General features: G+C 34.3%; 23 protein-coding genes. 7 read left to right on the top strand and 16 right to left on the bottom strand.

Annotated features, from left to right (window positions below; genetic code table 11):
* Window positions 1–10: 10 nt before the first annotated feature.
* Entirely contained in the window at window positions 11–976 is a 966-nt protein-coding gene (hutG, locus tag FH508_RS10725) for a formimidoylglutamase (RefSeq protein WP_172771929.1), read from the top strand.
* Window positions 973–2,157, top strand: coding sequence for a sodium/glutamate symporter (gene gltS / locus FH508_RS10720; protein ID WP_172771320.1), 1,185 nt, complete (start codon window positions 973–975; stop codon window positions 2,155–2,157). The genes hutG and gltS overlap by 4 nt, the downstream gene beginning before the upstream one ends.
* Before the next feature lie 81 nt (window positions 2,158–2,238).
* On the opposite strand, the gene FH508_RS10715 is transcribed toward gltS, so the two are convergent.
* The 5 genes from FH508_RS10715 to FH508_RS10695 form a co-directional block, all read right to left on the bottom strand.
* Window positions 2,239–3,504, bottom strand: a complete 1,266-nt coding sequence (locus FH508_RS10715) for a polysaccharide deacetylase family protein (RefSeq protein ID WP_172771319.1) — start codon at window positions 3,502–3,504, stop codon at window positions 2,239–2,241.
* A 114-nt stretch (window positions 3,505–3,618) separates the two neighbouring features.
* The gene (locus tag FH508_RS10710) at window positions 3,619–4,176 is read right to left on the bottom strand and encodes a hypothetical protein (protein ID WP_172771318.1); all 558 of its coding nucleotides are present in this window, start codon (window positions 4,174–4,176) and stop codon (window positions 3,619–3,621) included.
* Window positions 4,177–4,186: 10 nt separating this feature from the next.
* Entirely contained in the window at window positions 4,187–5,023 is an 837-nt protein-coding gene (locus FH508_RS10705; RefSeq protein WP_172771317.1) for a D-alanyl-D-alanine carboxypeptidase family protein, read from the bottom strand.
* Between the two features lie 124 nt (window positions 5,024–5,147).
* Window positions 5,148–5,759: a histidine phosphatase family protein gene (locus tag FH508_RS10700; RefSeq protein ID WP_172771316.1), complete on the bottom strand. Its 612-nt coding sequence runs from the start codon at window positions 5,757–5,759 to the stop codon at window positions 5,148–5,150.
* A gap of 353 nt (window positions 5,760–6,112) precedes the next feature.
* Complete coding sequence (locus FH508_RS10695) at window positions 6,113–7,801, bottom strand: AAA family ATPase (RefSeq protein ID WP_172771315.1); 1,689 nt, start codon at window positions 7,799–7,801, stop codon at window positions 6,113–6,115.
* A gap of 93 nt (window positions 7,802–7,894) precedes the next feature.
* Between FH508_RS10695 and FH508_RS10690 the strand changes: the two genes are divergently transcribed.
* A complete protein-coding gene (locus tag FH508_RS10690; RefSeq protein ID WP_172771314.1) occupies window positions 7,895–8,323 on the top strand; it encodes a hypothetical protein in 429 nt (142 codons plus the stop codon).
* 133 nt (window positions 8,324–8,456) lie between these two features.
* Here the strand turns inward: FH508_RS10690 and FH508_RS10685 are convergent, their stop codons facing one another.
* Both FH508_RS10685 and FH508_RS10680 read right to left on the bottom strand, forming a co-directional pair.
* Complete coding sequence (locus tag FH508_RS10685) at window positions 8,457–8,897, bottom strand: GNAT family N-acetyltransferase (RefSeq protein WP_172771313.1); 441 nt, start codon at window positions 8,895–8,897, stop codon at window positions 8,457–8,459.
* 93 nt (window positions 8,898–8,990) lie between these two features.
* Window positions 8,991–9,179 (bottom strand): transmembrane Fragile-X-F protein, encoded by a 189-nt coding sequence (locus FH508_RS10680; RefSeq protein ID WP_172771312.1) that lies wholly within the window; start codon window positions 9,177–9,179, stop codon window positions 8,991–8,993.
* Window positions 9,180–9,844: 665 nt separating this feature from the next.
* Between FH508_RS10680 and FH508_RS10675 the strand changes: the two genes are divergently transcribed.
* On the top strand, window positions 9,845–10,630 hold the full coding sequence (locus tag FH508_RS10675; protein WP_172771311.1) for a hydralysin-2: 786 nt from the start codon (window positions 9,845–9,847) through the stop codon (window positions 10,628–10,630).
* Between the two features lie 78 nt (window positions 10,631–10,708).
* Here the strand turns inward: FH508_RS10675 and FH508_RS10670 are convergent, their stop codons facing one another.
* The gene (locus FH508_RS10670; RefSeq protein ID WP_228134480.1) at window positions 10,709–11,134 is read right to left on the bottom strand and encodes a hypothetical protein; all 426 of its coding nucleotides are present in this window, start codon (window positions 11,132–11,134) and stop codon (window positions 10,709–10,711) included.
* A 94-nt stretch (window positions 11,135–11,228) separates the two neighbouring features.
* Here FH508_RS10670 and FH508_RS10665 point away from each other — a divergent pair, with 94 nt between their 5' ends.
* Complete coding sequence (locus FH508_RS10665) at window positions 11,229–11,459, top strand: hypothetical protein (RefSeq protein ID WP_172771310.1); 231 nt, start codon at window positions 11,229–11,231, stop codon at window positions 11,457–11,459.
* A gap of 730 nt (window positions 11,460–12,189) precedes the next feature.
* On the opposite strand, the gene FH508_RS10660 is transcribed toward FH508_RS10665, so the two are convergent.
* The 3 genes from FH508_RS10660 to FH508_RS10650 form a co-directional block, all read right to left on the bottom strand.
* Window positions 12,190–12,582 carry a hypothetical protein gene (locus tag FH508_RS10660; protein ID WP_172771309.1) on the bottom strand — a complete coding sequence of 131 codons (393 nt, stop codon included), beginning with the start codon at window positions 12,580–12,582 and terminating at the stop codon, window positions 12,190–12,192.
* 860 nt (window positions 12,583–13,442) lie between these two features.
* Window positions 13,443–14,378 carry a PD-(D/E)XK nuclease family protein gene (locus tag FH508_RS10655; protein ID WP_172771308.1) on the bottom strand — a complete coding sequence of 312 codons (936 nt, stop codon included), beginning with the start codon at window positions 14,376–14,378 and terminating at the stop codon, window positions 13,443–13,445.
* Between the two features lie 11 nt (window positions 14,379–14,389).
* Window positions 14,390–15,130: a sulfite exporter TauE/SafE family protein gene (locus FH508_RS10650; RefSeq protein WP_172771307.1), complete on the bottom strand. Its 741-nt coding sequence runs from the start codon at window positions 15,128–15,130 to the stop codon at window positions 14,390–14,392.
* Between the two features lie 90 nt (window positions 15,131–15,220).
* Here FH508_RS10650 and FH508_RS10645 point away from each other — a divergent pair, with 90 nt between their 5' ends.
* Window positions 15,221–15,724: a DUF1648 domain-containing protein gene (locus FH508_RS10645; RefSeq protein WP_172771306.1), complete on the top strand. Its 504-nt coding sequence runs from the start codon at window positions 15,221–15,223 to the stop codon at window positions 15,722–15,724.
* Between the two features lie 1,910 nt (window positions 15,725–17,634).
* Here FH508_RS10645 and FH508_RS10640 read toward each other — a convergent pair.
* A complete protein-coding gene (locus tag FH508_RS10640; RefSeq protein WP_172771305.1) occupies window positions 17,635–17,883 on the bottom strand; it encodes a hypothetical protein in 249 nt (82 codons plus the stop codon).
* A gap of 258 nt (window positions 17,884–18,141) precedes the next feature.
* On the opposite strand from FH508_RS10640, the gene FH508_RS10635 reads away from it, so the two are divergent.
* Window positions 18,142–18,336: a hypothetical protein gene (locus tag FH508_RS10635; protein WP_172771304.1), complete on the top strand. Its 195-nt coding sequence runs from the start codon at window positions 18,142–18,144 to the stop codon at window positions 18,334–18,336.
* A gap of 77 nt (window positions 18,337–18,413) precedes the next feature.
* Here the strand turns inward: FH508_RS10635 and FH508_RS10630 are convergent, their stop codons facing one another.
* The 4 genes from FH508_RS10630 to FH508_RS10615 form a co-directional block, all read right to left on the bottom strand.
* Window positions 18,414–18,776 (bottom strand): hypothetical protein, encoded by a 363-nt coding sequence (locus tag FH508_RS10630; protein ID WP_172771303.1) that lies wholly within the window; start codon window positions 18,774–18,776, stop codon window positions 18,414–18,416.
* Between the two features lie 370 nt (window positions 18,777–19,146).
* Window positions 19,147–19,824 (bottom strand): ABC transporter ATP-binding protein, encoded by a 678-nt coding sequence (locus tag FH508_RS10625; protein WP_172771302.1) that lies wholly within the window; start codon window positions 19,822–19,824, stop codon window positions 19,147–19,149.
* 792 nt (window positions 19,825–20,616) lie between these two features.
* The gene (locus tag FH508_RS10620) at window positions 20,617–21,399 is read right to left on the bottom strand and encodes a hypothetical protein (RefSeq protein WP_172771301.1); all 783 of its coding nucleotides are present in this window, start codon (window positions 21,397–21,399) and stop codon (window positions 20,617–20,619) included.
* The gene (locus FH508_RS10615) at window positions 21,389–22,204 is read right to left on the bottom strand and encodes a hypothetical protein (protein WP_228134479.1); all 816 of its coding nucleotides are present in this window, start codon (window positions 22,202–22,204) and stop codon (window positions 21,389–21,391) included. Before FH508_RS10615 ends, FH508_RS10620 begins: the two co-directional genes overlap by 11 nt.
* Window positions 22,205–22,264: the final 60 nt, after the last annotated feature.

Raw genomic sequence — 22,264 nt, 5'->3', positions numbered from 1 at the left:
TGATAAAGAGATGTATACAATGACAGATCAAAAACAATGGAAAGGTCGAATAGATTCAACTACAAATACTAGCAGTTTCCGTTTACATCAAAAAGTAAAAAGAATAGCTATTAATGATGTAAGCGCTTCAGAACAGAAAAATGCTGGTATTGTAGGTTTTATATGTGATGAAGGAGTACGCCGAAATCAAGGGCGTGTTGGTGCTGCCAATGGCCCAAATGCGTTGCGTGAAGCGTTAGCAAGCTTACCGTGGACATTTGAAGACCAACAGGAAATTATCGATGTAGGTAACATTCTTTGCCTAAATCATGCGTTAGAGGATGCGCAACGTGAGCTTGGTGAAATCGTCCAAGGCTTACGAGCAAAAAACATGAAGTGTATTATTCTTGGTGGCGGTCATGAAACATTATATGGACATTATTTAGGCATTCGTGCAGCATTACCAAAAGATGCTAGCATTGGAATTATTAATATTGATGCGCATTTTGATTTACGCCCATATGATGAACAACCTTCATCAGGTACAATGTTCCGCCAGATTTTAGAACAAGATCCACATGCGGATTATTTTGTACTTGGTATTCAGCGTTATGGAAATACAAAAGAGCTTTTTGACAAAGCACATGAGCTACAGGTGAAATATGTATTAGAAGAACAAATGACAGCAGAAAATCACACGAATATCATGAATGATTTACAGCACTTTATGGATAATCATGATACGATCTTACTTACTTTATGTATGGATGTCGTCAACACTGCATTTGCACCTGGCGTAAGTGCGCCATCACCTTTTGGACTCGATACAAAAACTGTTCGCTCTTTAATTCAAAAAGTAGCATCACATCCACACACACATTCGTTTGATATATGTGAAGTGAATCCGTTACTGGATGAAAATGGTCAAACAGTCAAATTGGGTGCTTACTTTGTCTACGATGCACTCAATCACTTAATTAGGGGGAACGGTTCATGATCGAAATTAATCAAATCACTACTATATTTCTCGCAGTCGCTCTATTCGCATTCGGGAGCTTTCTTATTAATAAAGTAAACTTTTTAAAGCGTTTCTGTATTCCAGCACCAGTTGTTGGTGGCTTACTGTTCGCAGCCTTAGCAACCATTTTAAAAACAACTGGCGTGCTAGAAATATCTCTTGATACGTCATTACAAAGCTTATTTATGATTACGTTTTTCACAACTATTGGATTAGGCGCTAGCTTTAAACTTGTAAAGCTTGGCGGTAAACTACTTGTCATTTATTGGTTAGCTTGTGGATTCCTTGCATTAATGCAAAACGTCATTGGTGTATCACTCGCTTCACTTATGGGCATTCATCCACTAATCGGTATGATGGCTGGTGCTGTTTCAATGGAAGGTGGTCACGGCGCAGCTGCTGCATTTGGACAAACTTTAGAAGATTTAGGTATTTCATCTGCTATGACAATCGGTGCTGCTGCTGCAACATGTGGCTTAGTAGCTGGTGGACTAATCGGTGGACCGATTGTAAAATATTTAGTTGGCAAATACAATTTAACACCAGATGAACAAGAAACTGAAGCAATTGAATATGAAAATAAAAATGAACAAATTACATCTGATTCATTCTTTACACAGGTAGTTATTATTACATTTTGTATGGCATTAGGAACATATGTTGGAACTTTATTCTCTGAAGCTACAGGTTTCGTTCTTCCAGGCTACGTCGGTGCAATGTTTGTCGCTGTATTCGTTCGTAACATTTTAGATAAAGTAAAACCAAATGCGATTAACATGAAAAGTATTTCTTTAATCGGTGACGTAACACTTGGTGTCTTCCTGTCAATGGCATTAATGAGCATTAAATTATGGGAAATTGCCGACTTAGCATTACCACTATTTTTAATCGTGTTTGTACAAGTACTATTCATTGTTCTATTCTGTATATTTGTATTATTTAAATTACTCGGTAAAAATTATGATGCTGCCGTTATGGTTGCAGGTTTCGCAGGACATGGTTTAGGTGCAACACCAAATGCGATGGCGAATATGTCTGCCGTAGTTCAACGTTTTGGTCCTTCTACAAAAGCTTTCCTAGTTGTACCAATTGTAGGCGCATTTTTAATCGATGTTTTTGGTATCCCTATTATTATTACAACAATTAACTTATTTAAATAACATTTAAAAAGCCGTGCACAGTCTTAGTATGACAGTTGCACGGCTTCTTCTATTATTATAGTAAGATGATACAAGATTGAATTAATGTAATATGTCGCTAACGGTTACGCATTCATAACCTTGTTTCTGTAAATAAAGAATGACATTTTCTAACCCATTTGCTGTCGTCTGATGAATATCATGCATTAAAATAATGCTTCCATCTTTCACAGATGCTTTAACATATGTTAGAATTTTGTCGGCATTGCGATGCTTCCAGTCAAGTGTATCTATAGACCATAAAATAGAAGGCACCGTTATGACAGATCGAACTTGGTCATTTGTAGCGCCATAAGGTGGTCGGAACACAGTTGGATATTGACCAATCGCATCATAAATAGCATTGCTTGTTCGATCAACTTCTTGTTTAACACTTGCTTTCGATAAGCTAGTTAGCTTTGGATGATTCCATGTATGGTTACCAATTTCATGACCTTCTTTATATACTTGCTCTACAATTTTAGCGTTGCTTGACGCATTTTTTCCAACCATAAAAAATGTCGCCTTCACATTGTGCTTTTTTAAAATCGCTAATATTTGCGGTGTTACTTTGGCATCAGGACCATCATCGAATGTTAAAGCGACTCGTTTTTTAGCCCCTTTCGCTACAGCAACCCCTTTATTATAAACTTTATTATCAATAATTGTTAAATCAGTTAGCTCAGAAGCCTTTATGTAACCTTTTTGTTCACCTGCTTCAACATATGCCCAACCTGCCACAATTGTATATTGCTGAACAATCGTTTTGTTCGCAAGCGTACCTAGCACTTCACCGCTTGGACTCGCTGTTAAATGAATCATAGCCCCGTTAGGAGCATCTACCTGCTTTTTGATCGCTGTCGGCTTTTTAAGCGTATTTGTCGCTGCATAGCCGTATTGATGTCCGTATTGAACATACGACCAACCTCCAGGCGCTGTACCATACACAAAGAGCATACTATTTTCATATAGCTGTCCAGCCTTTTGTGCATTTGGACTTGGATATGTAAATAAATTGGTGCCACCTTTTTTTGCGACTAATGTTTTTTCAGGTGTAACTACGGTTAAAGCTGTTGCTTCTACATATCCCTCTAGCTGGGACATTTGGATATGGACCCACTCTTCATTTAAAGGTGCGGCTAACACAAAACTGCCATTTGTTACATGACCACTCACATTACTTTCAGTTGAAGCATCTACATAGACCATTGCATCCTTTGTAACTTGCAGGATGGTGGCCACATTTTCTGTCTTTGCAGAAGCTTGCCCTACCATCACAATGCTACAAAAAAATGCCCAAATCAAAGCAAAAGGTACTAATTTTTTCATTATTCTACACCGCCTTTTACAATCTCTGATGTCATCTCCCGTGTAAAATATGCTAAAAACATAGGATTTGATTTTAATTATAGATGAAGATTTCTCTCCAGAAAATAGTAATAATCAACCAGATTTGCTAATTGTAAATTTAGCTAACAATGCTTTTTGATAATCTGAATCAACAGCATACTGCTGAATTGTTTGCTCATGTGTTTGCAAAAATGCCTTTACCTTTGTTTTATCAAAAAATTCATTGCCATTAGGTATTGTAGAAAATAGATTTTCCATCTCATCTATTAAGACATCTCTAGAAATTTCATACCCTTCACCATCCACTTCAAAACCATAACCCTTCGCGTTTGGTACTAAAATGGCACCCATCATAGCGTTATAAACGATGGCTTTATCTTCAGATATAGATGACGAGAACCATTCACTTAATGTTTGATCATCATTTTTATAGATAACGCGTAGCACCTCCCCTCGCAAATCAAAGTGGTCGATTGTATCCCCATGTAAAAACACGGTATTCGCAATTTTGCCAACATTCATCGCATCCCCCACATATGTGCCAATTAAAGGCTCCCAAGTGGCCTGCTCCTCTTTTACTTCAGGCGCTTGAGCAGTGCATCCTGTAATTAAAACTAAGCAAAAAAGAAAAGAAGCTATTATTTTTTTCATTGTTTTCCTCCTATAGTGCTTGATAAGCTGTCATGGCATCTTCAACATGAAATGGAGGTGTCCAAACATGCCCTTCTGCATTCGTCGTAACGAAAATAAATACTTCACCGTTCTTTTCCATTAAGGACGCTAAGCACAGTCCTGCCTCAGGTGTATAACCTGTTTTCCCACCAAGAATTGCACCTTCCACACCATCCATTTTTGTAAATAATGTGCTGGATATCGTTAATTCATTTGGCACTAATGTCGTATAACTTTTTGTAGTCAAAATTTGATAAAATGTAGGATTCTCCAGTGCATATTGAAAGAGCTTACTAATATCACGAACACTTGATACATGTGCTGGATGATGGAGCCCACTAACATTTTCGTAATGCGTATCATTTAATTCTAGCTCCTGCGCTTTATCGTTCATCATAGCAACAAATGCCTCCTCACTACCTGCGATAGCAATAGCAAGCGTAGCAGTTGCATCGGCACCTGATGCCAGTAATGTACCGTATAATAAATCCTCAATCGTCACAAAATCTCCACCTTGGAAGCCAGCCATCGAAGCATTTTGGGCAGTATACTTTGCAATTGTTTGTGGCGTAACCATCGTTTGCATTTGAAGATCTTTACTCGCCTCAATTGCTACGATTGCCGTCATGATTTTTGTTAACGATGCAGGATAGATAATGGCATCTGCATTTTTTTCATATAACACATCGCCGTTATCGTTTAATAATAAAGCATTTTTACTATGTAACGATGGTAGCTCAATGTCCACTACTTGTTCGTTTGTTTTATTAGTATAGAAAAATATTGCAACCGCACATATACAACAAAATAATACAAATTTTTTCATAAAAAAAACGCCTCCCACACATTATAATAGGAGGCAATTATGAATATTCCTGTAGGAAATTTATGAAGAAATTCTTAAGGATTGTATATCACTTCACATTATGTAATAAAACAACCGCTACTTTTTAATAAAAATCATCGAATGCTAATGAAATGTTTTGGATGTTTTTATGTGTTAATTTAAAAAATACATCTTGTGAAACATCTAACTTCAATGCATCCTCTTTTGCAAGACCAGCATAGATGCCCCGTAAAATTCGCCCTGTTAGACCATGTGAAATGACAATTACTTTTGGTACATCTTTTATACTATCAAGCCAATCCGTTAGTCTACTTACAACGGCGTCGTAGCTTTCACCATTTGGCGCATTGAAAAACCAGTTATAATGATCTGTTTGATCTAAAAGAGTAGGCCAAGTATGCCCAATTTCTTTCGTCGTTAAGCCCGCCCAATCCCCAACAGCAACCTCAGCTAGTCGATTGTCCTGTTGTACATTGTTAAAATCATAGCCCATCGTATTGCATATTATTTCGGTGCTCTGCAAGGCCCTTCCTAAAGGGCTTGAAAATACTTGCCACTGTTGCGAATCACCAATTAAACTTTTCAACATATCCGCATTTTGCTGAACTTGTTCGATGCCAATAGCCGTTAATGGTGAATCAAGCTCGCCTTGATATCGTCCTTGAGTATTTAAAACTGTTTCTCCGTGACGCAATAAATAAATTATTTGATTCAAACATTTCCCCCCAATCCAAAAAGACATACACTACCGTATGTTTAATTTAGAATATGGTTTTTTCTAAATTTCGTCAATTGAAAGAACATAAAAAAGCCCCGTAACAGATTGCTAGGGGCAATGAGGTGATACGCCTAATCTTGTGTTTTATTCCCTTTATGAACATCGATGTTGTTATTGATTGTAATCTTAATGTGTAAAAATGTTGGTAAAACACACGCAAGAACCAACAACCATGGCACTATTTTCTTCATCAAGCTCTCCCTACTAGATAAAAATTATCTATTTTCTATATTTTCATTTCTTATATATATGATATTTATATAGTTGCCATGCATTGTGATGTTAAGTTATTAAAACGTACTATCAAAAAGATCTTCAGAAATCGCTTGGACAATATCTGCCTCCGCAAATTCCATTAGTTCACTTCTCGTAATATTTTGCTGCTGAATTAAACGATTTGACTGAATTGTCACCAGCTTTTCAAATACATTTCGAATATAACGTCCGTTTGAGAAATTCGGGATTGTTTCAACAGGAATCTGGTTTAATTGTGTTTTCATATGCTGTGCAAAAGCATCGCCATAACGATAATCGTTATTTTTACATAGCATCGCAAATATTTCATATAACTCATCTGTGCTAAAGTTATCAAATTGCACAAAATGATTAAAGCGCGATTTGAATCCTGGATTAGCTTGTAAAAATTCCTCCATGAGCTCTGTATAGCCTGCCACAATGATAACTAAATCATCGCGTAAATCTTCCATTGCTTTTAATAAGCTATCAATCGCCTCTTTACCAAATGCATCCTGCTTATCATTAATTAATGAATAAGCTTCGTCAATAAATAACACGCCACCTGTTGCCTTTTTCACCACTTCTTGTACTTTTAGGGCTGTTTGACCAACATAGCCCGCTACGAGCCCTGCACGATCTGTCTCAACGAAATGGCCACTGGACAATACGCCAAGATGTTTGTAAATTTGACCAATAATGCGAGCGACCGTTGTTTTTCCAGTTCCAGGGTTTCCCGAGAATACGAGATGATACGTTATAGGGAAGCTCGTTAAGCCATGGTCAACACGTAAGCTTTGAATTTTAATAAAGTTGATTAAATTATGTAATTCCTTTTTTGCATTTGGAAGCCCTACAAGCCCATCTAATTGCGCCTGTAGTTTAGCTATCTCTCTCTCTATTTCTGGTGTAATGCGCAAACGCTCACCGTTGATAAATTCTCCACTATAAATGATTTTGCCTTCTTCATTATAATAATCGCCACGACCATGCTTTAGCCCGTTGACAAGGTCGCCATTATAGGATGCTTGTCCATTGCTATAATAAAGTGTGCCTTTCCCTGTCATAACATCCTCTTTAAAATGCCCTTCCGCTTCAAGCACACCTTGTCTTGAAAAGACTTTCCCTTTTCCATGCTTCATATCTTCAAAGAAATAACCTTCAAAGTGTAAAGCTGTTACACCCGATTGAAGCTCCATCTCGGTAGGTGCCTCTGGAACATAATACAGCTTACCTGCCCCTTGCATATGGTTCCACATAAAATCACCTTCGTATTGTAAAAAACCACTTGGATAATATTGTATGCCCTTACCCTTTTTCATACCATGCACAAAATCCCCCTCAAATTGCGGTCGATTTAAGTGCGGATATTGCTCACGACAATCTTTAAATGGTGCAATGACATCCTCTTCATAATATAAAATGCCATAGCCATCCATTAAGTCATTACGAAAATGTCCCTCATAATAGACCTTTCCGTCTTTATATAAAATACCTGTACCTTGTTTTTTATTTTGGATAAATTCGCCTTGATAAACTTTTTTACCTTTTAAATACATAATGCCGTTGCCTTGCTTCATATGATTGACGAATTCTCCCTCGAATAACACCTCTCCCTCCTGATCAAAAATAGTCCCCTTGCCATCATAAATATCATGGCCAAAATCGTTTTTCTTAACGCCACCACGGTACATTATTTTCCCATCTGGGTAAAAAAGCTCTTTTTCTTGATGATTATAGTTCATTTTATTGCCTTCCTTTATCAATTCAGTATATGCTCAATTATAGCGTGGAACAGAATACATATGTGTGAATTTTTAGAATTTAAGGAGAGTACCATGAAAAAAATTTATAAACTAATTTTAATTGTCCTATTCCCCCTAATTATCTTGTTTGTGACGACATCATTACTAACTCGAGATTCTACTTTCAATAAAGAAGTGATCGATCGGCTTGATATCGAAGAGATTAATGAAATTGAAATTATTCGAGCCTCTGACGAAAAAACAATTACCATAAAAGATGCAGCGAAAATTAGTGAAATTATGCAGTTATTTAAGAACAAAGAAATTCGAAAAGTATTTTTTGCGAAGTCAGATTCTAAAGAGGCATACTGGTTAACATTACGAATTAATGATAATCGTGAAGTCGGCATTCGCCTTGATGATGCAACACATCTATTTGTTTATTTATACGAGGAAAATTACATGAAAGACTATAAATTATTAGACAAACTGGATACTACGTATATTGAAGAATTATTTTAATATACGATTAAAATTAGAATGAATCCTCAGTAAATCATGTGGGAACAGTACATGTTGTAAGACGCAAAAACCGCGCATTGAATATTGCGTCTTACACTGTGCCCTAAAGTAGTTTTATTGGCAAATAGCATTATTAAACTAAATGTTTAACCATTGTGTAATAGCTACTTCCAGGGGGATAATCTTTTATTTCCCCAACAACTATATAGCCTCTCGCTTCATAAAACGAGCGAGCTTGAAAGTCATATGTAGTTAACAATGCCTTTGTGGCCCCCATCTTTATTGCGGTTGCTTCCGCTTGTAACAACAATTTTTCACCTAATCCTTGTCGACGATATTCCTTACTAAACCAAAACTTATTAATTTCGAGCCAATCCCAATAAACCTCCGCGGTTAATCCGCCAATCCATTCATTATCATTTGAAACAATAACATTTAAAGGCTGCACAGCTCCCACTTTTCTTATTTCTTTATGGTATCGAGAATGTTCATTATTAAACTCTCTTAAACTTGTATTTAGAAATGTGACAAATGCTTCATGATTTTCTAATAAAACTTCTACATTATAATTCATCGTTTTCCCCCTTAATACACTGCAAAGCTATCTCTCCTTCGTTTATCGTCCGATATTTCTACTAATTAAACTACCCTAGTCTTCATTCAACACCTATTGTTTTTTACGTTTCTTCACCGTCACTATCGTTGCAATAACGATGGCTACCTTTCCTAGTAAAAGCAGTACGTAAATACTAAAAGAAATGAGCGATGGTAACAGCACTATCCACCACGACCATGTAATGACTTCAGTTAGCTTTAGCACAATAAAGACAATGGTTAAAACTTCTGCTACTCCCACAATCTCACCACCATTAATCACTTATTTAGTACAAAGTATAGCCGATTCAACTTATTTTTAGGAAGGCATTCTATGGAACATAGAGGTAAAAAATTCGTTTAAATAAAACAGGAGGGAATGTATGGAAATAACCTTAACTATATGGTCACTGATTTTATTAATAGGTACCATTATTATATTTCTTATTGTCAGTTCATCCGCAACATTTTTAAACTTTTTTATCGTATATTTTCATTTTCATCCTTTGAAAGCTATATTGCTCCTAACAATAGGATGTTTCCTTCTAGCCCTTCTTGGGATGAAAGATACTAAAAATTGGACTACTTTAATTATTAGCTATATTACGATTATGATAACTTTAATTTTCATTGCAATTATCTCTTTTATATTAATCATTGGGCACTTGTTCAGTTAGTTGGTACTAGCCAATTGTGCAACCGAAGATAGAATCATGTGAATCGCTTGTCATTAGGAGCATGTTAAAAATTGTTAATAATCCAATTATTAACATTAATCAGTATTTCATTGTCACGTATTGTTTTACAGTTATAGAGAGGTACTTACATAAAGTTGAGTATCAAAATAGAAATAAAGGAGGTTTACTTTTAGGTTAAGGTAGAAACTCAATTTAACTAAAAAGCACTACTATACTAGGAGGGAAATAAATGCAAACTCAGCTAATACGAGAGAAATTTTTATTTTCAGATTTACCTGCAATGAATTCAAGTTATGACAAAGTGAGAGAAGCATTCAAAGAAAAATTCAAAGTAAATCCAGATGGTATTGCAGTAAATAGCGAAACTTATTTTAAAGGAGTTACGCCTGCAATCACTGAGCAATATGGCCACCCTTGCTACAAAACACTTGGTGACTTTACGTATACTAAGGGAGACGGGGCACCCCCTAAATCTGTCATAGTCGGTAGTAATATTGCTGTAAATCATGGGGATGAAGCAGCCACTATGACTTTAGAAGTTCAAGGCAGTTGGCAAAGTCAACAAACATGGTCTACAGAAAGTACAACAGGCTTAACTTTCGCTTCTAAATTTACAATAGAGGGCTTTTTTGAATCAGGGATGGAATTCTCTGTTAGTACTACTATAGGGGAATCAAAAACTGAAACAGAATCAAAAACGGCAACTGCCAAGATAGAGGTAACAGTACCACCAAGAAGTAAGAAGAAGGTTGTAATAGTTGGGACATTAAAAAAAGAGACGATGCATTTTCGTGCACCGATTTTTGTCAATGGCATGTTTGGTGCAAACTTCCCTAAGAGAGTACAAGATCATTATTTTTGGTTCCTTAATGCGACAAGTGTACTCAAAAATACTTCTGGAGAAATATCTGGAACGATTAAAAACTCTGCCGTCTTTGATGTTCATACGGAGATTGGTAAAACAGAGCCTTTAACAGCTGAAGAATTAAGTGAATTTATGGCATTAACTAAATAGCTTTACTTTATCGGTGGGTTAACTCATACCCACCGATTTTACTATGGCCTCAAATGAAGGGGGGTCTCTCATCGGACACTAGGACAACACATCGTTAAAAATTTGTCCGCTATCTTTTATATTAATTATTTTTAAACGATTCGTATTTTTAATAAAAATAGATTTATAAAGCTTTGTGCCATTTTCATCGATAATTAATAAAATACGTTTATCACGGGTATCGGTTACCTTTTCAAAGTGAATGTCGTCTTTATTGTCGATTTGTTCGGTAATTTTGCTATATTCAGGTAATGAAGTCCATTCACTAAGGTCAATATTTTCCTTATCTTCACCTTGTACATTTTGTTCTGGCTGTACTGGTTGTTCAACCTGGTCTTTTCCTTGTTGATTTTCCTGTTTCTCCTGCTGTTGAGAGGTATCCTGTTTTGTAGCCTCATCTTCATTATTGCTGCAAGCTGCTAACATTGTTACAACAGCACTTATTACTATCAATTTTTTAAACACGCTGCATTACATCTCCTTGTAGTCTCATAGTTTACGATAATCGCCTAATTATGCTATTATTTTTTTGTATTTTTAAGCATAAGGAGGAAATATTATGTCCAATAACACAATGAAGTGGACCATTATTACTGCTGTTTTAACAGTTTTCGTGTACATTGATGGCTTCTATTTGTGGGATATCTTTTATGTAACTATTCCTTTGGCGGTTTTGTCATCTATCATTGCGATGGTAGTCACGTATAAAGAACTACGACCTGTTTATATGCTTTTAAATGTTTTATTCACATTTATTGCGATTGTCGCTTTTTTTGTTTTAAACAAATAACTTTTCTATGATAGCTATCACAAGAGATAGCTATCATTTTATTTATCTTACACATAGCTCTTTAAAATTACATCTCAAACAGCGCCATTCATCAGTTGTTTGCTCAAAGTCCTGAAAGATCTACAGGTTTGTTTGAAAGTATTTCGGCTTGAAATTTAATTATAGCTTTCTTAAAGTTTAACTGTAAACCAAAAGCTCTATTTACCTAAATGGTTTAACTTTAAAGTTACTAGAAACCAATTATATATTCCATGGAATTGCTAAGTTTTATCACATCAGTAGATAAAAGAGTCTCCATTAATTGACCATCAAATTTAATGCCCGTTGATAAATCTTCATGTAAAAAATCAATAGCTTTTTAATTGCTAAATTTTCTAGTATGCTTTATTTTAACATCCTTATACCATCTAACTTTGATAAACCTTCTACTTGCTTATCATAACGTTCAGTGTATTACTGTTCCAAACTAAATCATCGGAAACGTTAGGCGAAGGCAAATTATAATTTCCCTAATTGTAATACCTATAGACACTTTTTAATACCCTCAAAACTTGAAAATAAATCTTCCTTTTTTTGTGTATCTGTTCACTTTAGTTAAAAAGTAGATGAGGCGATTATTAAGGTTGGTCACTCAATACATTTTCCATAACACGTCCTTTTTGTTCATAATAAAAGCTAAAAGCCCTCCACACTTATCTGTGGAAGGCTACCTGCTTGTTACATTTAAAAATTAATCATTAATAAACACTCTATTATTGCGTAAAGTGTCTACATTTAATTTAATTTTATATTTTTCATTTGGGTTTGAAAGACTTTGTACTACAACAACGAAGTTATCTTGTTTAAAAATTGTTGAAACGTTATCAACATTAACATCAAACGTTAGCGTATGTTCGTCTTTAACTGTTACAGTTACCCCCTCATTTGGACCATAGAAATAAACGTTTCCATCAAAACCTGTTTCAGCACCATCAAACTCGACATATACATTATAATCAGTTCCACCAATAGGCGCTTCTTTATAAACCTCGTTTGACATATATCGTTTTACCGTATTTCCATAAGTTCGATATATCGCTTTGTCATATGCAATTGCCTCAGTCAGTGTTATTGTATTTCCCACAACTGAAAAATTCACGTCATTCGATGTCCAATCAACTTTATTCACAAAAACTGGATTGCTATTCTCGTCTTATCCCTTATCTCAAGATTTTATAACGAGCCTTCACCGTACAGGCGACTTTCATCGCATACGGCGATCCATCAATATAGAACTTTGTACTTATTCCCCCGTCAACATCTTAATTTTATTTATTATATAAATCAATAGAATCTCGACAAGGTAAAGAAATCTTAACCTTCCACCTTCTAATTTAGACAATAAAAATAACGCTAAGCTTATGCTTGCGTTTTACCTAGTGTGTATAAAAATAAGGTTACTCTTTATAAACAGAACCTCTAAATACACACCCCTCTACCTTTCAATGTATACTAAACCCTCCCCAGTCTTTTAACTGTTTCATCAATCAGTATTTTCCGTTTGCGCAATACCCTTTGTGAAAATAATACTATCTATGTAGACAAACGCTTCAAATTAATATGGAAAGTAGAAAACTAATAATTTTACTTCCCCCCAAAAAAAGCCAAGATTACTTTACGTCCCTAAGGTTTGATGGGTGAACTAAAGATATTTATCGAAGAATTAAATGGGTAATACTTGGAATGCACTAAAGATGATGATGGGGTTCCCTTAAATTTTATCTTTACAAATTCTGATGGATATCCATCAAAACTAGGTGCTCTAGATTTGGCTTGGAGAAAACTCATTGAAAAGTACAACTAACCAAAGTTATAGTTTCATGTTTTGCGACATTCATATGCCTTATTTATTATTAAAGAACAACTTGATCACTCTTATATAAAAAGGAGGCAAGCGACCATTTCGATGATTTAAATTAATTAGTCACTTGCTCCATTTTTCATCTATTTGTTGGCACATAACTCTTTAAAATTACATCTCAAACAGCGCCATTCATCTTGTGTTTGCTCAAAATCTTCAAGATCTACAGGCTCGTTTGAAAGTATATCAGCTTGAAACTTTTTCATTTCTAAAACACTGTGTCGAAATGTATGTAAAATATTGTCCATATCGAACGATGTAAACATATATTGTTTGCGTTCCCCTGTCACTAAATATTCATTATAAACTTCGATTTTTTCTAATGAAACACCGTATTTTTGTTGAATGTAATAGGCGTAAAGCGCTAATTGCTGACGATCGTCGTCTGATTGGCCACCTGTTTTCCAGTCAATAATAATCCATTTATCTTCTATATCATCGTAATAATGAAAGTCCATCACGACAAAAACTTGTGTATCCTCAATTTTCATTGAGCGAAACTGTTCGGGCTCTCCAATTCGTAATGAGCCTGTATGCGCAGTAATTTGTAAAAACGTCTCACTTAGAAGAAAGTTCGTAAACACCGCTTCCATTCGATTTTTATAATCTGTAATTAAGTCAGCATTTAGCTTTCCCTCATAATAGATTTCCTGCATCATGTAAAACTTGTTAGGTTTATGTCTCCATAAATCCACATGTCGAGTCGAATCAATAAAGGCAGCATTTAACTGACCACGCGCACGATTTACAAGCTCTGACACAGATGGTACTGTCTTCGTTTGCAAATAATCGATAATCGTTTGCTCGATTAATCGATGGACAATTTGTCCAAATAATATAGGCATCGCTTGCAACTTTTTTAAGCGATAAACATGCTGGTGAAATGGCTCTACTTGATGGCTCAGCCACCCATTATGAGAAAAATAATATTCAAAGCCATATTTTCTAGCACAGCTCGTTAATGTTTTATGACGTGAAAGTGACCAGGAAAATGTTGGAAAAGGTGAAATTTCAAACATGCGAACCCTCCTTATAACTGTTGGAAGAAATCATAAATAAGTTGTAAAATAAGCACTATTGTTACAACACGTAACAGTATCTTGACTTGATTTGCCTTTACCTTTCTTGCAAGGACAATGCCAATTTGCGCGCCAATAACGGATCCAAACATTAAAACGATCGTTAGCGGCCACTCTATTTTTCCTGTTGCAATATACGTAATGGCTGCCCCTGAGCACATCGCAAAAACGCCAACACGAGACAATCCTACAGCTTTTATATAGGAAAGTTTTTCATACGCATACGTATACAACGCCAATGTACTACTACCAGGGCCAAATAAGCCATCATAAAATCCTACACCCAGCAAAATGGGTCCATTTTTTCTATTCATTTTAAAGCTTTCTACTTCACCGAAATCAGCACCACCGATAAACGACATAATGAGTGCGAAGCCAAGTAAAATAATAGCAATAAGTGTTAACGTCTGACCGCTCATAAAGGAAGCAAAGAGCCCACCCAATGTTCCACCAATCAAAGATACAAGCAGAACTGAACGCATTTCCGACCATGACAATTCCTTTCTTTTAAAAATCGTATAAAAGCTAGAAAAAGCACTTACCATATTGGAAACTTTATTCGCTCCAATTGCTGAGTGAACTGGTACACCCATCAGCATCATTGTTGGTAATGTAATTAATCCACCACCGCCAACTAATGTGCCGATGACATTCCCTGCAATACCGATCACTAAAAATAAAACGTATTCCATCTAATCCTTCTTTCTAACCACTTGATATCAATCTTATGTTACAGTATAACAGAATCCTATTTTGAAAGAAGTCAATATCGAGGTGATCGTATGCATGAACAACTAAAAACACCTACCCCAAAACTGTGTAAACAACTTACAATAATTGTGGCAACCATTTTTACAGCTGGCATTACCGCAACTGTACTTCAATATCATAAACTCCCCTCCTCCATTCCAGTTTTACAAAGCTTTACGACGGACCATGCACAGTTCGGGCCTAAAATCGCTATCTTTTATTTACCATTTGTAGCGTTAATGCTCTTTTTACTTTTGCATTACTTGGAAATAAAAGCGGCTTATCCATTAGTACGTAAACATAAGCCTACCTTATCTCATATCGAGCGACAAAATGGGATAATCACCTTCTGCCTTATGAAAAACAGTATTTTGCTGTATTTTACATACTCACTTTTCAATGATTTATCAGTGGCAATGGGACACAATCGTATTTTACAACAATGGCATGCGTATGGATTTCTTGCCTTGTTGTTTATCATCTTTATTGCGGGTATTATCCGTGGACTATACCTCCAACATAAAACAAAAAGCTAGCTGCACAATCACCTTTGTGCAACTAGCTTTTTTTATGATATAACACTGACAAATCGCTGAGTAGCGCTTCTCTTTCATCATCAACTATTGGCAAAAAAACTAATAAGATCCCCACATAAATCGATTGACCGAGAATGATTCTCAATGATAAAATTTTCGTAATTAAACGATAAAATGACAAAGGAGGACGACTTATGTCGAGTTGGGGAACAACAAAGGAACAACCTTCTACTATTCGAAAAATCCGCAACTAAAGATTAGGCAAATCCTCATTTACGAATCGACCCTACAACTATGAAATTAGGTATTTGGCATGTAAGAATTTTAGTTAGTAACATTCTCGTGCAAAAAGTACCATTTAAGTTATCAACCATTTCGTACTTCAAGGAAAGTTGGTGAAGTATTATGTGGTATTATCAATCACTCGCTTATTTTTTGTACTTTACGCTAATTATTTTTATTCCTTCATTTGTAAGGGGTTCTCCTTACAAGGAGACCCCAAAGTCTTCTTATACAAGAAGATTACTAGCCTCTATGGTAGTGGCTCTTATCATGACATGTATTGTTACTCTTTTAGATATAAGATTTCCTTTTGGATTTGACTAGACTTTTCTTTACTTCATGTGAATGGTAAATAGACTATACAATATTTGCTCCATTCCCTTTTAATAGGGAATGGAGCATAGCAACTGAACCTACTACCTTCTTATCTTCTTATGTTGGAATACAATTTACTATTTCATTCTTAATAGAGAGTTGGTGACGATTCATGTGGTATTATCAATCGCTCGCCTATTTTTTGTACTTTACGTTAATTATTTTTGTATCTTTGTTTGTAACGGGTTCTCCTTACAAGGAAACACCAAAATCCTCCTATACAAGAAGATTACTAACGACAATGGTATGGGCTCTTTTCTTAACTTGTATTGTTACACTTTTGGATATAAGATTTCCTTTTGGATTTGATTAGTACTTCTATTACTAATGGAGTTCGGTGGATAGGCATTCATTCATATATGAACCTCTTCTATTTAAATTAAATGACTCTTCCTCAAAATATTCAGGAGGTGTTTTCCATTAAAGATAATACAAAAAAAGATAAAGCATTAATCGCATCTGGCTTTTTCTTTATCGCTTTTTCTTTATCGCTTTTTTCGTTAAGTTATTGAAGGATCTGGAAGATTTCAACCTAAAAGATTTACTCGCTTATACACTTTTTGCTGCAATAGCTACTGGGATATTTTTTATTTTAAAGTACCCATTTAATAGCAAATAATTTTTATTAAATACATTAAACTGCAGTGTTATTATGATAAAAAATAATTCCATATACATTATTTAAAGGAACTATGGTCGTTGTTATTGTAATGTTTTCTATTCTTGATGTATTTACAAAATATACGGTTGCGAACGAATACCCAGATGACGAAGAGGTTCTCGCTTTGCAGAAGAAATAAATAAGAAATTCCCTGGAAAAAGTAACTGTGAATAATTAAAAAGTAGATTAGGTAGTAGCATCTTTATTTTTCTCTAGTAGTATTTTTCATCATGATAATTGTGAACACTGATATATCAGTATATCCAACCTAATAAGCTCAATTATTTTTGCGGTATTTGTAGGTGTCATATTTTTCATTCTAAACTACCCATTTAAAAATAAGTAAGATGCACATTTTCAACTCATAAAATTCAAATCATATGCTCTTTATTAAGCGTTGAAAAGGTAGAAATAACTTTTATTGTAAAGGAAGAGGAAGAACTAGATATTATCAAAGTATTTTCTGTATAGAACCACAATGTGCCTATCTAATCGTTGAAATAGTCTGGATTCTTTGAAATAAACCCAATTTTAACATCACATATAAAAAGTCGATTGAATCCTAATATTTCGGACCAATCGACTTTATCGTTTATATCACATCGTTCACTTTCTTTTTATTGTGAGAAAAACTACTTTCAAAGTACAAATTCATTAAAATAAGCCCTAAAGCAAAGGCAATAAGTCCTCCACTAATAAATGCAAGTAACAGTTTATAAAATAAGCCAAAATCAGCTGTATATTGATAATAATCTAATATTAAAAAAATAGCGATTGTGCCAATAATTGAAGTAACACTAGAAATACAATAAGCCCAGATAAATTGTTTTCTGCTGTACAAAATACTTCCCACTTCCTTTCGATGTGCTTGTATATATTAGAATGAGAAAAATCAAATGAAAATATGCATATTTTAAACATTTATTTGTAAATTATCACAGAGCTTTTCTTTATTAATTTATACCCCAGAAATAGATTTCTTAGCCATGTATGTTACGAAGCTAAAATTCCGTTTATTGTACTGAGTTTCACAAAATACGGAAAATAGATTATACTGGAACTAACTATTAACAATCATATTCAAAAAGGGGAATCTCCTATGACAGAAAATAATCAGACTGAAGCACCAAAAAAGAAAATGACTCTGCAAGAAGCCGTGAAGCAACAGCTTGAAAACAAAAAGAACAAAAATGCTACTACTAAGGGAAAAATGAATGGTGACACTTCAACAAAGAAAATGAAAAGCCAACAAACGAAAAAAACAAGTAATACACGTAGAAAAATGGGCGTTTAAGAACTTGATTGAAAAAAATTCGTTTAACGCAAAAAAGCATCCAAGGAATCGTCAATTTTCCTTGAATGCTTTTTACATTATTTAACCTCTTGGCGTAATGCTTGTAACTCTTCAAATGATAAGTTAGTTAAATCTATAATCTCTCTATCACTATTCCCTTTTAAAATCATCTTTTTCGCAATGCCTTCTATCCCTTGTTTTATTCCTTTTTCTATTCCTTCTTGTTCCGCGTAGTATTTTGCATCTTCAATTTTAGCCTCTTCATCTAGCAAATACTTGACCCGTGATTGGTAAGCGATAATATTATCTGGATCTTGACTGATTTCTTCCCATGCTTGAAGTGCTTCACGTATATTTTCATCGGTCTGCGCTATTTCCTCCAATACTTTATAGATATCCTCACGCACAATCTTTTTACCGTCATCTACCTTACCAAACATAGCAACCACCTCTCTAAATTAGTATTGAATGATTAAAGTTCTTTATTTATCTAAACCTTAAATATTTATCCATTTCAATAAACGGAATTTCTACCACATCATCTGTTCTTTGTACTCAGTGTAAAGTCTTATCACCGCTGAAATTGTGAGCAACTTTGTGAAATTGCCTTTATTTAATAAGTTATTCGACACCATATTAAAGGAAGTTTTTATTTAAAGGACCACAAAGTACTAAAAAAACAGAGAAAACATTTTCAATCATACTCCTTTCTAAAATACTTAACTTACTTTCATCGTATCTCGCACATAACAAAATTTTAGTCGGTAGCCTTCATTTACAGCATTATGAACGGTTGAAACTTTGATGATGTCAAAAATGTTCGTCTTCATTGCTTAATTCATTAACCTTTAGTTTTTTTAATTTTTTATCATTAAATTCAAAAACCTCATCGCATATCAATTCAATATCTTTTTGCATATGGCTTGTCAGAAGAATCGTTACTCCTTTTTTCTTCAGTTCAAGCAATAATGTACGAATGTTTTGGACACTTGTTTTATCAAGTCCATTAAATGGCTCGTCAAGAATAAGTAAAGAAGGTCCCTCCATAATCGCTTGTGCAATCCCTAATTTTTGTTTCATACCTAAAGAATACTTTTTTACAGGTTGCCTATTTTTAGGATCTAACCCCACTCTCTCAAGTGTAGCCTTAATCGTAGTATCGCTTATTTTATTTTGAATGGCTGCTAAGTAACGCAAATTTTTAATTCCAGAATAGTCTTCTAGAAATTGAGGTGTCTCAATGATGATTCCTGTATTTTTAGGAAAATCCACTTCATTTCCAAGTTTTTGTCCAAATACTTTAATTTCACCACTATCAGGGGCAATGAGGCCACTAAGAATTTTAAATAAAATGGATTTTCCACACCCATTATGACCAATAAAGCCATATGCTTTGCCCTTTTCTATAGACAAAGATACAGAATGGAAAATGATTTGCTTTTTAAAAGATTTAGATACATCTTTTGCTTCTAAAACTAAATCGTCCATCGTTTAACCCCTTTCCGAAAAGAATAATGTATTCTTCTTGCTAGTGACATAAAGATATCCTACAGAAATACCAATGATCACAAATTGTATAAATAGAAAGTAAAAGTACGTTCCATGATTTTTTAGAATGTTAGCAACAAATGCATGCTGACCTAAAATAAAGGGAAAAACTAATTGAAAAAAATAGAGGAATACAACGAAAATAAAACCACTGCTTAGTCGGTTAAATTTAATTGAAACTGCAAGCTGTACACATGAAATACAAAACGCACCTATAAATTGTCCAAAAAATGCAGGAAGTAAAAGCCTTTGAAGTATGTCCTCCTGTGGGAGGTCTAGCCAAGAGAAAAATGCCTCAGTGATCTGCGTAGTTCGTTCATATAAAGAAAACGAACTAATCAGCAACATTAAATAATAGATATATAGCATTGCAAAGATAATCAAGTAGAGGGACAAAACATGGGAAACTATAAAAAGCACACGCTTCTTAATTCTTAATAAACAATTGATTGCATGCTTCCCCATCATTTGGGCTATGTATATATCTACAATTATCGCCATTGCGATATAGGGAAGTAACAATATGAAAATTTGAATAAAATGTAAATTTTCAAGTGGCATAAACCCAATACTTACTAAATAAAAATCCATCGCAGAATGATACAAGTCACTCCGATTAAATAATGTATGAAAAATGAAAATCCCTGTCATCCAACCTAAAATGAAGAATGCTTTCTTGTAAATAAAGCAAAGATTGTATCGAATAATTGACAGTAAGCGGAAAGTCATTCGTTAGTAATTCACCCCTTTAGACAGACGCACAGAAAAGAATAAGAAACCTAGACTTAATATAATAAAAGGAACATACAACATGAATGAACATAGCAAAAGTGTATTTTCATGTGGGTTTAAATAATAGATACTTACAAAACTTAAATCTAGTAGCTTTAATATAGGAATATTGTATAAATTTATAATTGAGTTAAAAAGTAGTAGGAAAAAGTTTATACTCATACCTAAACTCCTGTACTGTCTTTTCGTTATACTTTGCCAATACAAATAAAAACTCCCTATAAAAAAAAGTGTCACAAAAAACTTCACTGCAAAAAGACTAATTACAATAATTGGTGAGAGATCGAGGAAAAAAAGCGTATATGGATCAAGTCCCCATTCGGTTTCTTTGCTCCATTCGGATCTTCCTCCAAGCACTAAAAAAGCTTCTATAATAACTACGCCAAACACATATATCGTTAGAAATACGCTTAGGAAAATCATTGCCATTATTTGAACTTTTAATAAAGTAGCTTTTGTATGTAGCCTCCCTGCGCAATATCGCAGGTTACCTTCATTCGCAAGATCATAGAGACAAATAAGAAACACTGGAGCAATTAATAAAAAATAGATATACCTATTGCCAAAGATAAAAAACACACCATTCCAATTGTTACTATCAACAGACCAGTCATTCATCAATAAAACAATGAACGGAAGAATTAGAAAATAAATTAATATACATAGAAACTTTCTACTCTTTAAAATTCTTTTACAAGTGATTTTTAAGAAATTAGCTTCCATTTTTCAACTCCCATTTATTATTTAGATAAAATGCTACTGTTCCTAGTAAGATTAAAAGTAGATTAATCATGACAACATCACTACCATGTAATTCTATATTTGATATGACGTAATAGATTTTAGTTAAAGCGTATTTTTCTAGTCCATAAAAATTAGAAATGAAAATATCAAATGTTAAGTAAAGTGCGAAAGAAATAGCATAAACATAAACAATTTTTGAAAAGAAACTTGTTATTCCCATAGTGAAAATAGCTATAGAAAAACCTAAAGCAAAATGAATGGCTAAAACAAACAGGATATAAAGCAAAGGAGTCAAAGCAAATAGATTATCTAACAAACCGTCTGGCTGAATTTCAAATGGATAAAGAATTTTATTTTCAAAAAAAGCACTCATTACTAAGAAAAAAAGAACATTCGGTATAATTAATGCCAAACCACCAGCAACGCCATTGGCAAATAATTTATTGAAACGATATTTAAAATGACCCATACGAATAATAGAAAAATAATGAAAATGTCCCCTTTTCTCATCTACAAAAGAGGCAGCGTAAGGATAGATTGCCGCTAATACAAATACTATTTGTGTATAATGGAAACTATCAAGCCAAATATGATATGTATTTCCACCAACTTCAAGTAGATATTTTAGATTTTCAGGAGTTAAGTCATCTGCTTCCCTATCAATAAAAAAGTGAGAACTTAATAAAGAACCATAAGCTGAAAAATAGGACAAAATGAACATAATCACAATAACTAAAGCCATTCTTTTATTGTAGATAGCCCGCATTAATTCTCTCCTTATCATTGTCATCACCACTTATTCTTAAAAAATATTAAACTAAAAGGTTTCCCTCCATAACAATAT

The organism is Lysinibacillus sp. CD3-6 (assembly GCF_006351725.2).
Taxonomy (GTDB): domain Bacteria; phylum Bacillota; class Bacilli; order Bacillales_A; family Planococcaceae; genus Lysinibacillus.
This window is presented reverse-complemented; position numbering and strand designations above follow the sequence as displayed.